This window comes from Microcoleus sp. BROC3 (genome assembly GCF_036702515.1).
Lineage (GTDB): Bacteria > Cyanobacteriota > Cyanobacteriia > Cyanobacteriales > Microcoleaceae > Microcoleus.
Genome location: NZ_JAUBTQ010000053.1, coordinates 16,851 through 30,796, shown reverse-complemented (window position 1 = coordinate 30,796; position 13,946 = coordinate 16,851). Strand labels below are relative to the sequence as shown.

General features: G+C 44.2%; 13 protein-coding genes and 1 pseudogene. 7 read left to right on the top strand and 7 right to left on the bottom strand.

Annotated features, from left to right (window positions below; translation table 11 throughout):
- Positions 1-5: 5 nt before the first annotated feature.
- The gene (locus QUB30_RS26475) at positions 6-713 is read left to right on the top strand and encodes a hypothetical protein (RefSeq protein ID WP_333339726.1); all 708 of its coding nucleotides are present in this window, start codon (positions 6-8) and stop codon (positions 711-713) included.
- A 124-nt stretch (positions 714-837) separates the two neighbouring features.
- Here the strand turns inward: QUB30_RS26475 and QUB30_RS26470 are convergent, their stop codons facing one another.
- Together QUB30_RS26470 and QUB30_RS26465 are read right to left on the bottom strand one after the other, a co-directional pair.
- Complete coding sequence (locus tag QUB30_RS26470) at positions 838-1,674, bottom strand: class I SAM-dependent methyltransferase (RefSeq protein WP_333339723.1); 837 nt, start codon at positions 1,672-1,674, stop codon at positions 838-840.
- 143 nt (positions 1,675-1,817) lie between these two features.
- Positions 1,818-3,383, bottom strand: a complete 1,566-nt coding sequence (locus QUB30_RS26465) for an ABC transporter permease subunit (protein WP_333339720.1) — start codon at positions 3,381-3,383, stop codon at positions 1,818-1,820.
- Between the two features lie 251 nt (positions 3,384-3,634).
- Between QUB30_RS26465 and QUB30_RS26460 the strand changes: the two genes are divergently transcribed.
- Positions 3,635-4,207, top strand: coding sequence for a Uma2 family endonuclease (locus tag QUB30_RS26460; RefSeq protein WP_333339758.1), 573 nt, complete (start codon positions 3,635-3,637; stop codon positions 4,205-4,207).
- A gap of 129 nt (positions 4,208-4,336) precedes the next feature.
- Here QUB30_RS26460 and QUB30_RS26455 read toward each other — a convergent pair whose 3' ends face one another.
- Together QUB30_RS26455 and QUB30_RS26450 are read right to left on the bottom strand one after the other, a co-directional pair.
- Positions 4,337-5,482: a branched-chain amino acid ABC transporter permease gene (locus tag QUB30_RS26455; RefSeq protein ID WP_333339718.1), complete on the bottom strand. Its 1,146-nt coding sequence runs from the start codon at positions 5,480-5,482 to the stop codon at positions 4,337-4,339.
- A 127-nt stretch (positions 5,483-5,609) separates the two neighbouring features.
- A complete protein-coding gene (locus QUB30_RS26450; protein WP_333339716.1) occupies positions 5,610-7,004 on the bottom strand; it encodes a branched-chain amino acid ABC transporter substrate-binding protein in 1,395 nt (464 codons plus the stop codon).
- Positions 7,005-7,296: 292 nt separating this feature from the next.
- Between QUB30_RS26450 and QUB30_RS26445 the strand changes: the two genes are divergently transcribed.
- From QUB30_RS26445 to QUB30_RS26430, 4 genes and pseudogenes are all read left to right on the top strand, one after another.
- Complete coding sequence (locus QUB30_RS26445; protein WP_333339713.1) at positions 7,297-7,593, top strand: DUF1778 domain-containing protein; 297 nt, start codon at positions 7,297-7,299, stop codon at positions 7,591-7,593.
- The gene (locus tag QUB30_RS26440) at positions 7,584-8,090 is read left to right on the top strand and encodes a GNAT family N-acetyltransferase (protein WP_333339711.1); all 507 of its coding nucleotides are present in this window, start codon (positions 7,584-7,586) and stop codon (positions 8,088-8,090) included. Before QUB30_RS26445 ends, QUB30_RS26440 begins: the two co-directional genes overlap by 10 nt.
- Before the next feature lie 45 nt (positions 8,091-8,135).
- Positions 8,136-8,483, top strand: a complete 348-nt coding sequence (locus tag QUB30_RS26435; RefSeq protein ID WP_333339708.1) for a nucleotidyltransferase family protein — start codon at positions 8,136-8,138, stop codon at positions 8,481-8,483.
- A pseudogene (locus QUB30_RS26430) lies at positions 8,461-8,817 on the top strand (HepT-like ribonuclease domain-containing protein). Before QUB30_RS26435 ends, QUB30_RS26430 begins: the two are co-directional and overlap by 23 nt.
- 81 nt (positions 8,818-8,898) lie before the next feature.
- On the opposite strand, the gene QUB30_RS26425 reads toward QUB30_RS26430, so the two are convergent.
- Positions 8,899-10,350: an NAD(P)/FAD-dependent oxidoreductase gene (locus tag QUB30_RS26425; protein WP_333339705.1), complete on the bottom strand. Its 1,452-nt coding sequence runs from the start codon at positions 10,348-10,350 to the stop codon at positions 8,899-8,901.
- A gap of 127 nt (positions 10,351-10,477) precedes the next feature.
- Complete coding sequence (locus QUB30_RS26420) at positions 10,478-11,509, bottom strand: glycosyltransferase family 2 protein (RefSeq protein WP_333339703.1); 1,032 nt, start codon at positions 11,507-11,509, stop codon at positions 10,478-10,480.
- 607 nt (positions 11,510-12,116) lie between these two features.
- Between QUB30_RS26420 and QUB30_RS26415 the strand changes: the two genes are divergently transcribed.
- Positions 12,117-13,223: a glycosyltransferase family 2 protein gene (locus tag QUB30_RS26415; protein ID WP_333339700.1), complete on the top strand. Its 1,107-nt coding sequence runs from the start codon at positions 12,117-12,119 to the stop codon at positions 13,221-13,223.
- A 122-nt stretch (positions 13,224-13,345) separates the two neighbouring features.
- Here the strand turns inward: QUB30_RS26415 and QUB30_RS26410 are convergent, their stop codons facing one another.
- Positions 13,346-13,885: a Dps family protein gene (locus tag QUB30_RS26410; protein WP_333339698.1), complete on the bottom strand. Its 540-nt coding sequence runs from the start codon at positions 13,883-13,885 to the stop codon at positions 13,346-13,348.
- Between the last annotated feature and the right edge of the window lie 61 nt (positions 13,886-13,946).

The window sequence follows — 13,946 nt, the reverse complement described above, 5'->3', positions numbered from 1 at the left end:
ACAATATGCTGATCGAAAAGTCCCATGAATTGAGAGATTTGTCTCAAAAGATAATTAATCTTCGGAAGTATGCAGAGCATTATCAAGGGTTTCAATCTAGAGAAAAACAGATCGAGCAAGCTGTTACTGGCACTCTACCTCTGGTGCAATCTTTAAGAGCTTTTCGCGAAAGAGGAATTGCCAATTTTGATTTAACTCAAAAGGCTGACAGTTTACTGAAATTTATTGCTAATGTTGAGGCAAAATTTCAGGAAGATCGTGAGTGGATTATAGACAATGAAAATTTTAACAACAAAAATTTCACTTCTACGGTAAATCAATTACAAAAGTCTCTGAAAGAGGAATTGAGTCAAGCTTGGGGGCTGTACCGAACTGAAAAGATGCCGAACACGAATAAGGAAGTCCTGAATGTGCTGGATCGAGTTTCGGCATTTAAGCCAACTATCCAACGAATTCGACATTTAGATTTGCAAATTCGGGAGTCTAACTCCATTCCCCAAAGCAATGAGGATTTTGATAAAGTCGATCGGCTAATTGAGGAATTAAAGCAGTGCTGGGATGGCTTAAATGCTGATGAGGTTCCTGAAGCAGTGCTTCGTTTTCTGAGAGTGGCTGCTAATGAGGGTGCTACCCTGGGACTTTTAACGCCAGAGGTAAAAGATTGGTTGGCTAAACATGGTCTTATTGATTCTTTACGAATTCGCTTGACCTAATAAATGGTTTGCGATTGTCCAAGAAATCACTGACGCATCCTCCTGCATTTTCTAGCGTACAGACAAAGTGCGATCGTCTTTGCTGTACTCTGCGGTGCGTCAGCAGCAAATTGTTTGAGTTTAGTCAAATCTCTTGACTGACGCCCCCTACTACATTTTCTAACGTACAGACAAAATAGAACTTAAAAAGATTAGATTCTAGGGAACGGCGAGGGCGATATTGTGCGTGTAAATCGACCGTCGAAAAGTTTTCAATAACTTTGAGATTGAGTTCGTCAGCCCAAGTTGCAATGTTTTCAAACCCAGTAATCCAGGGTGCATACATACTTTCGTATTTATCTATGTAATCATTGATATCTTGGTAGCCCGTCGTTCTCAAAATCACCTTTTCCGACATATAATCAAAGGACAAGCGAAAATTATCAACATTGTCGCGAATTTGTTCTAACACAAATATTACATCTTTTTTGGCAAGCAAGGTTGTGTTGCCTTCCCACAAAAAATAGGTCGGTCGAGCGAAATCAAATTCACTCTGTTTCAGCAAAGAGATTAAACCGTCTTTTACGTAATCGCCGGGAAGGTAGCGAACATTAGCAGTAACTTTGTAAGCTTTGAGAGTTTCTTCTTTTAATTGAAGAGTCGCCTGGTCGTCTATTTCAAAATAAATCACTCCTTCTCCATTAATTCTAGCAGCGCGAGTATCCAAACCCGAACCTAAAATAACTACTTGTTTGCAACCTCCTAAAATTTGATTTGACAAAACATCATCAAAATATTTAGTTCGCAACTTAACCATTTCTTTAGCGGCGGGAGAGTTTTGAGCTATTTGGCTAGCTACTTTTTTTGTTTCCTCATTCAGCCAAATTCTTACTACATTATCAGTGTAGAGAGGAATTGCCTCTTCATTCTCTTCGGCTCTAAATTCCGCAACGATAAAAGCAGTACCAGTTACATTTTTCATGGCTAATCTTTCACCCTTACTAAGTAGTTGGTTACAAATAAACATTAGATGGAGAGGGGAGTTTTACACTCATAAACTCCCTTGCATCCTAGATTCTTAGCTAAACCCACCTACAAAATACTATGGTTTTTGCCCTTACCTATTTATTGACTTCTCGCATCTGCTAAAGACTCATTGCTAGCTTCAGCATCCGAATGCAGTTCAGCTTGGTGTATCTTATCAGGAATCAGTCCCTCCGGCCGCACGAGCATCATGACAACAAGAGTGAGGCCGAATAGAAATAAGCGCATTTGAATCGGGTCTAAACTGGTTGCCAGAAAGTCTCGCAACTGGGGAATTGCAATCCTGGGGAGTACAAAAGTATTCAGAAAACCCTTGAGGACTTGCGCTAATTGTGGCAGATAAAGCCGATCGGCAGACATGATAATGATAGCGCCCAAAATCACCCCCGTCATGTTCCCCAAACCGCCTAAAATCACCATACACAGGATGATTACCGACACCGAGAAATCGAAAACGCCGGGAAAAATTGCGCTGATATAGGCGGCGTAAAACGCGCCTGCAAAGCCCGAAAACGTCGCTCCCATCGCAAAAGCCGAAAGTTTTGTTTTGACTAGGTTAATGCCCATCGCACTCGCCGCTAATTCATCTTCGCGCATGGCATTCCATGCCCTGCCCAAGCGGGAATCTCGCAGCCGCGAAATCATGAAGTAAGCGAAGACAACTAGAAGCAAAATTAGGTAGTACCAGGGAAAGTAGTTGCCGGTGCTGAAAGTGCCGATAATGGGGAGAGATGGACGCCCGATCGGGTTTATGCCCGCTTCGCCGCCGGTGAGGTTAAAAGGTCGATCGCACCCAACCAGACACAGCACCAACTCAGGTTTACTCAACAGGGAAGCAACAATCTTCGAGACTGGTTCATCAATCCGAATCGCGGTTAAATTCCTAAAGACAACCGGGATAATTTCGCCAAAACCGAGGGTAACAATTGCCAAATAATCGCCCTTGAGCCGCAGTGTGGGAATACCGAGGATTACGCCTGCGATCGCAGCTACACCGGCGGCGATCGGCAGTACCACCCAAAAGTTCCAAGCAATATTTAACTGCCCAGAAGATAGCAAAGCCGTCGTGTAAGCGCCGATCGCAAAAAACGCCGCATATCCCAAATCCAACAAACCCGCAAAACCCACAGTAATATTCAAACCCAGCGCCAGCATAATAAAGATTTGAATCTGTACTACAGTAGCAATCCAGCGTGTCTGAGCCTGAATGTCGATAAACGGAAACATAATTAGAATAAAAGCTAATGTCACCAGAGTTGCCAGCCGCTGGCGTTCTCCCTGCAAACCCTGCAAAGCACCCATTAACGTAGCTGTCAAAATTGCGATCGTCAAACTGCAAATCCCGTACAGCAGCGTCGTCGGCAAAGCCACAGCAGATTGACCAGAAAAAGGTCTAATCAAAACCCCTTCTAACACACTCGCAACTAACAGCCAAACTCCCAATCCCAATCCGGCTAAACTGCCGATAGTCGCACCCATTTTCGGGCCGTAAACCTTCTGCTCCCGACAGCTAATAAAGCCCGCCGCCGTACCCATCAGCCAGCCGATCACGGTGCCGCTCCAACCGCCGAATAACAAAACAGTCAAAGAGGCGATCGCCCCTAAAATACCAGTCGATTTAATTGCTTTAATTATTTTTTTTGACATAGGAAGAAGTTATTAGTCATTAGTCAGTAGTTAGATGAAAGAATGCTAGGAATTGCAGTTTATAGATGCGACTGACGCGGGCCGTGCCAAATTCGGCCTCAATGAATGTGATCGACTGGTTATCGTGGAAACGGTCGATCGGGCTAGCTACAGTTTAGAGTCTTTTGAGTTCGATTATTGCACCAAAAGTGACGAAACTTCAAATATACTGGAACTGTTACCCCAACACACTTCAAACGGGCGATCGCTATATGGTACAAGCACCTCAAAAAACTATCACTCTGGACGAGTTTTTGCAACTCCCAGAAACCAAACCCGCTAGCGAATACATCAAAGGTGCGATCGTACAAAAACCTATGCCACAAGGAAAACACAGCAAACTACAAGGCAGACTCGTAACAGTCACCAACGACATCGCAGAGAAACCGCAAATTGCCCTAGCCCTACCAGAACTTCGCTGCACGTTTGGCGGACGTTCTATTGTCCCCGATGTCGCCATTTTTGTTTGGAATCGCATTCCCCTAGACGCTGATGGCGAAATTGCCAATACATTTAATGCTCACCCAGACTGGACAATAGAAATATTGTCCCCAGCCCAAAGCCAAACCAAAGTCACAAACAATATTTTGCACTGTTTGAACGCCGGTTGTCAGATGGGTTGGTTGGTCGATCCGGATGAAAAAAACATTTTAGCCTATCCAGCAAGGCAGCAGCCGATTTCATTGCAAGAACCAACCGATATACTTCTGATGCCCAAATTTATGCCGGAAATGCAGTTGACTTTAGGCGAAGTTTTTGGCTGGCTCAAACCAGGGAATGTTTAAAACGTAAAACAAAAACGTAAAACGCGATCGCTTTTAGTGGTCCGACTTTTTAAAGAAGTCTGAGAGCTGCGTTGTTTTTTTTTTCAGGTATACTTAAATGTCTCTTGCGATTATTTAAATTCTGCAAGTTCAAACCTTTTCCTGAACATTTTCACCCAATAAACCCCCAGGCCGAAAAGCCAAAATCACCACCAAAACCCCAAACACCCAAGCATTAGTCCAGCGACTCGACAAATACTGATCGCTTAAAGACGAAAGCAACCCAATCAAAACCCCCCCCAACATCGCCCCGACAATATTGCCAATACCCCCCAAAACCGCCGCCGTAAAAGCTCTCAAACCCGCCGTAAACCCCATCGTAAACACAATCGTATTGTTGTACAAACCCACCAAAATACCCGCCGAACCAGCCAAAGCTCCACCAATCAAAAAAGTCAGAGCAATAATCTGATCTACATTAATCCCCATAATTTTAGCAGCATCGCGGCTTTGAGCAGTTGCCCGCATCGCCTTTCCCAGACGAGTGTACTGGACAAACAGATGAAGCAAAACCATCAATACCACAGCCACTACCAACACAATTAAATCTTTCGTAGTAAATACAATACTCGTTTGAATTCCCAAAAACTTGAGAATATCAACTCGCGGTAACAAATCGGGAAAACTTTTCGGCGCAGCAGAATTAGAACCCATTACCGGAATAAAAGCTTTCAATCCTCCCCAAAATAACCCCATATTTTGGAAAATAAAAGAAACTCCAATTGCTGAAATTAAAGGAGCCAAACGGGGAGCATTTCGCAAAGGTCGATAAGCATACTTTTCGACAACAATATTCAGCCCCGCACAAAACACCGAACATACAATTAAAGCGACTAACATCACCGGTATAGCAATACCTAAAGGTGCGCCATCTTGCATCCCAAAAGCCCCGAACACGGTTAGGGAAGCAAAAGCGCCCAACATATACAAATCGCCGTGAGCAAAATTGATTAACTCAATAATGCCATAAACCATAGTGTAACCCAAAGCAATAATTGCAATCAGCGCGCCGTTGACAATACCAACTAATAATTGTTGAATCAAAACTTCAGGATTGCTGACTATTTCTCCAACAATTTTTGGCAAATCAAATCCTGCGATCGGGCCTAATAGCAAAACTATATAAACTAGACCTAGATATAAGAGAATACTTTTCCAGTTTTTCATGTTTTTGAGTAATGGGGAATTGGGAATTGGGAATTGGGAATCGGGAATTGGGAATCGAGAATTGGGCATGGGACATTGGAGGGAGAAGGAAAAAGGCATAATTTTTTATTATCCCTTCTTCCTTCTTCCTTATTCCCGATATCCGTTACATCCGTTATAAAATCCGTTGCCGAACTTCCCTCTTCCTTCTAATTAATTATTCCGTCTTGAGCGCATTCACGAACTCCCACTTGCCACCTTTAACAACATTTCCTGACATTGTAGTCAAGCTCGTGTCGCCGTTGGTGTCAAAACTCCAAGTGCCGAGTACCCCGTTAAAATCTTTAGTTGCCAACACAGCTTCGCGGATAGCAGCGCGGTCATTTTTGCAAACTTTATTAATTGCGCCGATCGCAACTTTAGCAGCTTCATAGGCGTAAGCTGCATAAGCTTCCGGTTCAGCATTATATTTTGCCTTGTAACTTGTGTACCACTTCGCGCCCGCACCAGTCAAGTCTTGAGGAGGCAAGCCGCCAAAAGTAGCGTAAACTCCTTCGGCATCTTTGCCTGCCGCGTCAATTAAAGCTTGCTCTTTAATGCCATCGGGCCCCATGAACTTAACTGCATCAGCCGCCATCCCGACATTTCTCATGTCTTTAATTATTTGTCCGGCGTTGCTCTCAGTAGTGCCGCCGAAGTAAATCATGTCGGGATTTAAAGCTTTGATCTTATTCATTAACGCCTTGTAGTCGCTAGCTCTAATATCAATTCCCTCTCTTCCGAGGACTTGAATTCCCAACTTTTTAGAAGTTGCTTCAAAAACATCAGCGATGCCTTTGCCGTAGAGTTCTTGGTCGTCGAGAATGTAGACTTTTTGCACGCCTAAAGATTTCGCCCAGTTGCCAGCTACAGCCCCTTGAAGGTCGTCAGCGGGGACGACGCGGGTGAAATTGCGAGTGCCTGTGGGATAATAAAGGTTGGGTTCTTTGGCTTCGCCTTTTCCTGGTTTAGTCAGTCCCGGATAAGTGTTTGCCGGACTGATCATGACGATGTTAGCTTGGTTGAGCACGGGAATGGAAAGTTTGGCGGCACCAGAGTTATAGTGACCGATGACGGCAACTACCGAACCGTCAGCGACGGCTTTGTTGGAGTTCGAGGTTACTTGGGCCGGGTCCCATTTGCCGGCGGCGGCGGTGGCGTCATCGTAAACTTCGTATTGGATTTGGATTTTGCCGTCGCAAGCTTTGGAGTTGGTTTCGGCGAGGGCTTGTTGGATGCCGTTGACCATTGTTTGAGCTTGACCCAAGGCGCTGCCTGTCATCGGGAGCATGGAGACAATTTTGACAGTATTTGGGTCTCCGGGGCTGCTGACTGCGACGGGAGTGGCTGCGGGACTGGTTCCGGGGCTGGCTCCGGGAGTTGTGGCGGTGGGTGCTGGAGGATTTTGACAGCTAGCGCACAGAGAGGCTATTCCGGCGGCAAAAAGTAATTTCCGCAATCCTGCGACGCCGAGATTCTGTGTTGAGTTGGTTTTTGGGGGTGTGGCACTTTTGCCCCCTGACTTCTGGGAAAAGTTCATAGGTTGGTTCGTTTGTTGCTTGCGTCTTAGCATATTTTCACTCTGTAAGTCTGTAAGTCAAGAGTTAGCACAAGTTTAAAAAAATTGTGTCAATTATCAAAAACAGACCTAGAAAGGCAACATCAGGACTTAGGCCGATCGCTCCTGTCTCAAGGGCGGCGGGGGCTGCCAGTACAATGCGTGAGTTCACGATTCCATCGCGGTTAACTAGATCCGCGATCGCAGATTTTAGTAAATGTGTTGACATTGTGTATACAAAAAATTAGCATATAAATATGCTGCTACTAGCTCTAATTACTAATGTGTCTAGCCAGAGGTAACTGTTATGCACCCGCCAGCATCTGAAGGGTCAGTCAGTCAGACCCGCGATGTGACAATCAACATTCGAGCTAAGCCGAATCAACGCGCTCTCATCGATCGCGCGGCCCAATTACAGGGAAAGAGCCGATCGGAGTTCATGCTTGAATCAGCTTACCAAAAAGCTCAAGATGTTCTTCTAGACCGCTGTTTTTTTGGGTTAGATGAAATTAAATTTAAGCAATTTTTGGCGCTGCTGGATGCACCGCCGACGCCAAATCAGAAGCTAAACGCATTACTAAAAACAAAATCTCCGTGGGATTAGATCGAGATTTAGGCCAACTCTGCCCGCCTGAAAAACTGAACTCGTTACATCAAATTGAGACCTTTGATTCAGGCAACAGTCAGTTAGATGAATGGCTCAAGCGCCGCGCTCTGAAAAATGAGTCAGAGGGGGCTTCACGGACTTATGTTTTGTGCGATCGCCAAGCAGTCATTGCGTACTATTGTCTTGCAAATGGAGCAGTAGCACAAACTTCTGCAACGGGTAAAGTCCGGCGCAATATGCCCGATCCGATTCCTGTTATGGTGATTGGACGGCTTGCAGTCGATCGCAACTGGCAAGGTGCCGGCATCGGACGCGCTTTGCTGCGGGATGCAATTCTTCGCACTTTGCAAGCTGCTGAGATTGCAGGAATACGCGCAATTCTCGTACACGCTATCTCCGAAGATGCGAAGCTGTTTTACCAGAAGTGCGGCTTTACTGTTTCGCCGATCGATCCGATGACACTCATGGTGAAAGTTAGCGATGTCATTGCTTAACTTTAGCTCAGACGTTAGTTGCTCTCGTTGGAGGTTTCCTCGCGCATGATTGAGTTGCAATCGGATTTAGAATATGTAGTGAGCGATCGCCTAAAAGTTTCTTTAGATGCGATCGCACAATTTTGCCAGCGCTGGAACATTGTCGAATTTGCACTGTTTGGCTCGGTGCTGCGGGATGATTTTCGCCCTGATAGCGATGTCGATGTACTGGTGACATATGAGCCATCGCACCGCCTCACACTATCCGATCTCTTGAGTATGCAGGAGCAAATAGAGCATTTATTTCAGCGTTCTGTAGATTTGGTGGAAAAAAAGCAGTTAAAAAATCCCTATCGGCGATCGAACATTTTGAAAACCTATCGAGTGATTTATGCAAGCCAACGATCGGGATAGTGCTTCACTTTGGGACATGGCGCAGGCAATCCGTCGGATTCAGGAGTTTACGGCTGATGCGTCATGCGAGACATATCTTGAAAGTGTTTTTATGCAAAGTGCCGTAGAGCGGCAGTTGGGGATTTGGGGGGAGGCAGCTCGAAGAGTGTCGATCTAATTTCAGCAGTTCCATTCCGAAATTGATTGGCGAAATGCGATTAACTTACGAAATATTTTGGTTCACCGTTATGACCAAGTGAGATCTGAAGTTATTTGGAATATTGTTACAAGTGTTTTGCCTAGTTTACTGGTACAAGTAGAGGCATTATTGCCGCCGTTACCTGATGATAGTTGAGCGATCGCCCACAAACAAAATATGCAGGTGAAGCGGAGCTATCCCGTAGGGAATAGCCCCATCGCCATAGTTCCAAAAATATCAACTAGACTGCGAAATTAAATCCGAATCCTTCTTTTCTTTTGAGCGATCGACACTAAAATCTTCATAGTACGATCGCTCAGTATTCACATCCCACAAATCGTGCTTTTCGCCGAGAATATTTCTCACAGCCAGAATCCCCGTCAGCATAGAATGGTCTTGATTGTTGTATCGGTGCATACCGTTTCGCCCGATCGTCTGCAAATTCTCAAATCCCTTCAAAAAACCTTCAAGTACCTGCAAGTGTCCTCGATATTCCCCATCATAAACTGGATAAGCTTTAAGTTGCCGTATGACAACTCCATCTTCCACATCAGCAGTTGTTGCTAACCCCAAACCAACCAATTCGCGAGTTGCTAATTCGATAAGTTGCGTGTCCGACATTTCCCAAATCTCGTCCCCTACGCTACAGAAATATTCCATTCCCAAACAACTTTTGCTGGCGTCAGGAACTAAAGCGGCGCTCCAATTCTTAAAGTTTTGAATTCGTCCCACTTTGACTTCGGGGGAGTGAATGTAAATCCAGTTGTCAGGAAACAAATCCTTGCGATTGACAATCAGCGATACAATCAAAAAATCTCGATATTTGAGCGATCGCGCGGCGTGCAACACCTCTTCTGGCGGCTGCGGCTTCAGTCTTGCTACCAGTGCCGATATCGGCATACTCGTAATAAAATTATCCGCCGAATATTGAACTAATTCTCCGTTCTGCTCAGCAGTAATACTTTTAATTTTATTCCCTTCACGTTCAAAGCTAATGACTTTAGTATCGAGATAAACTTTGCCGTCTTTATTTTCTACAGCTTCCGCGAACTTTTCCCACATCATCCCCGGGCCCAAAGCCGGATAATCAAACTCTTTGATTAATGTTTTAGTGTCGTTGCTGCCAAACAAAGCATTAATAATAGCTGTCGTCAGGGACAATCCTTTAATCCGCTGCGCCGCCCAATCTGCTTGAATTTCCGAACAAGGAATTCCCCAAACTTTTTCAGTGTAAGTCTTAAAAAATGTTTTATACAAGCGTTCGCCAAAACGATTGATCACCCACTGTTCAAAAGTTTTTTCTTCCCGAAGCGGCCAAATTCTAACTTTCAGATAACTCAAAATAATTAGGGTACTCTCAATTATGCCCAAATTAAAAAGAGTATTGAAGGCACTGATCGGATAGTTAAAAAATTTACCTCGATAAAAAATTCGCGACAATCGCGGCACTTTAATAAACTTATTTCCCAGTACCTCTTGCCACAACTGCTGCACGGCTTCAACTTTAGTATAAAAGCGGTGGCCGCCAATGTCGAAACGATAGCCTTTGTAGCTTTCGGTGCGAGCTATTCCCCCAACTTTATCACCTTTTTCTAGTACAACAGGGATGATGCCTTGCTTGACTAGCTCGTAGGCAGCAGTCAAGCCCGCAGGACCTGCACCGACGATCGCAACAGGATAATGTTTCACTCAGCCTACCTCCAGCATTTGAATCGAACTATACAGTTATTTATAACTTGTCAAAGTGATAGATGCACCCGTGAATACCCTGAGAAACTATGGAGCGACCTGATGTTGAAGGACGATTTGCCTTGATTTATTGAGCGGATACTGGCAAGCTAACTTTGCCAGTCAATGGCTTTTTTTGGTATAAGTAGCGACCAGTGCCGATCGCAAATGCCAGTCCGCTGTAAAAGTAGAAAAGCCAGTGCCAAGGAATTGTTTTCAGAGCAAATACGATACCGTGTTTGCGGTGAAAAAATCGGTAAAGCTGTGCATTAATTGCTACCAGTGGTATTGCCAGCAAGCCAGCCACTAGCAGACAGCTCAGCGACCAGCACGTCCCCAAAACTGCCAGCAGCACGGCATAAGTTAAAATCACGCTGATCCGGTTTGAAACTTGCAAATTGAGGTCGTTATTCAATTTGCGATCTCGCCAAATCAGTTCTGTCCAAGGCAGCGCTCGGTAGAAAAAGTCCGCTTTCACCATCCCCATCGGTTCCCACCGCTTTAAATGCTTCACCTGCAATGTTTTGCACAGCCGAATGTTATAACCTGCTTGTTTCAAACGGTAGCCGAGCTCAATATCTTCTATCGAAGCTTGGCGGTAACTCTCATTAAAACCACCCATCTGCAAAAAAATTTCCCGGCGAATCACTCCGCAAGCTCCCCAAAAAGTTGAAGCTTCTTCATTACCTGTTTGGTGCACGTAGTGGTGCAGCAAGTTCCTGTACTGCGATAGAAAATCGGGATCTCCAGGAGCATCGTCGTAAGAGCCGATGAAAGCAGCCAAGTAGGGGTTATTTTTGAACACCGATACCGCATAGCCCACAGCTTCTGGACAAACAGCGACATCAGCATCCACAAAAAACAGAATATCTCCCTTCGCAGCTTGCGCTCCCAAATTTCTCGCTCGGGCTGGGCCCCCGCACTCAGGAATTCTGATTAATTTGGCACCGAATTCCTTGGCCAGACGCCAGGAACCGTCGCTTTCGCCATCTGCTACTACAATAATCTCGATCGGTCTGGGCACAGCTTGAGCCAGTTTTGACAAACAGGTGCGGAAGTAAGCGCCCCCGTTGTGGACTGGGATAATGACGGATACAGTGGGGTCAGCGGTAGAAATCATTACCTAAATTGTTTAAATTGCAGGAACCAAAATTTGCTTGAATTTTATTGTTGCTACTTTACGAAGGGTAAAATTAGCTGTACTTTTTTATTTATAACTCGATTGCTGTTTGTATTCAACTAGATTTTTTGCTGGCATTCTCGATTGGATTTTTCCTAATTCATACCTGTATTCTACGCCATATCTTGCTGAGACTGACCTGATGCAGACAACAGCTTTACAAAATCTTTAAATATAGGATTGTTTGTGTAAACTTGCGAAAAAGCACCAGCAGCATTTTTGTGCGGCTGTCTTGCACCGCACAAGACTGTGATTTTATAAGTAAGCACACCGTATAAAATCAAACATACTTTGTACGGGAACCCGCAGGCTGTCAGGACTTGTCCGGTACAGTTTCTTTTACAGACCTCATCGGCGAGTGACTCCTGAACCAAGTCTCTATCCCGACTTCGGCGTCAATTCACATTTTAGGACTTTTGGCAATATATTTTAAATATAGGTCTTAAAATTTCCGACGGTGTACGATCGGGCTTTCGTAATTTGCTAACATACCCTTAGCTAGATCCCTTTGAGGCAAAACTTTTACATAAACCAGTTTTTATATTACATGGACACCTCCCTAAACAATTTAAATCACCCATTAGTTTCGGTAATTATACCAGCTTTCAACGCTGAAAAATTTATTGTTAAAACATTAGAATCTGTTTTATCTCAAACTTATCAAAACATAGAAGTTTTAGTAGTAGACGACGGCTCTACAGATACAACACCCGAAATCGTCAAATCTTTTGCTCAAAAAGATAGCCGAGTCAGGTTATTTCAGCAATCCAATGCCGGCGTAGCCGCCGCTCGCAACTTAGCAATTGAAAAATCAAAAGGCGAATATATTGCTCCCATTGATGCCGACGATATTTGGTATCCGCAAAACCTAGAAAAACAAGTCGAATGCTTAATTAAATCAAAACAATCTGTAGGAGTTGTCTATTCGTGGTCACTTGATATCAACGAAAAAGACTTATTCACAGGTGGATTTTACAACTCCACCATCGAAGGAGAAGTATACAAAGCTTTAGTTTATAAATATTTTATGGGTAATGCGAGTTCATCTCTGATCCGCCGCATTTGTTTCGAGAGAGTCGGCGGTTACAATTGCCAATTGAAAGCCGAAAACGCCCAAGGCTGCGAAGACTTGGAACTTTTTCTCCGCATCGCCGAGCATTATCAATTTAAAGTAGTGCCAGAATTTTTAGTTGGCTACCGACAGATTTCCAGCAGTATGTCTTGCAACTATGCAGCAATGGCAAAATCTCACTCTCTAATTATGGCAGATGTCCGGGAGCGGCATCCTGAAATTCCTGCCAATATTTATCGCTGGTCTAACAGCAGTTTTTATATATACAATTTAGCAGTTAAAAGCAACCGTAACGGCAACCATCGCAGTACATTATTTTGGCTGTATCGCGCTTTTCGAGAAGATTCATTGATGACTCTTTTACGCCATAATTTGTACATTTTATCAATAGAAAGTATATTAAAAATTCTAGTTTCATCAGTTACTCTATCTCGGTCAGCCTTAAAATCAATATCAACATCAACATCAACAGAGACTGAAGGCACAACAATTTCCACCATCAAGAGGCGAACCATGATTCATAAAATGCTCCCGTCCCAGGTTTATGAAAGAATGCGATTCAATAATTTTGCCAACCGATAACGCGAATAAACCAAAGCTCAAAAACCAGATTTCTTAAAGAAACCTGGTTTTTGAGGCAAGCTATGGAAGAGAGTGAAATCAACGGAAATAAATTTTTGCTTCTTCCTTCTACTTATATATCTCTAAGCGTGAGAAGCTGTAGCGGTTTGAGCTTTCGGCTGCTTACCGTCGGGCGAAATAGATTCCCCTTCAATAAACGAGCGCAGCATCCAAGCCATTTGTTCGTGCTGTTCCATCAAACCAGTCAAAAAGTCTGCGGTTCCGTCATCCTTAAACTCTTCACCGCACTGTTCGACGTGTTGGCGGAGATTGCGAATAATCAGTTCGTGGTCGTCAACTAAACGCGATACCATTTCCGTAGCCAAAGGCAAATCGCCGATATGTTCTTTAATCGAGCCATACTTCAGAAAACCCTCAGCAGTACCAATGGGATAGCCACCTAAAGTTCTCACCCGTTCGGCCATAGCATCGATATTTAGTGTTAACGCCTGATAGTGTTCTTCCCACAACTGGTGGAGCGATCTAAACTGCGGGCCCACTACATCCCAGTGATACTTTTTGGTTTTGATTAACAGGAGATAAGCATCTGCCAGGTCGTGATTCAACAGTTCGATAACGCCTGCACGCTGCTCGTCAGATAGACCTATGTTTAACTTACGCATTGAAATTGTCCCTTCAACTCTAACTTTACATTTATTAAAACAAATTGCGCCAGCCACTTAC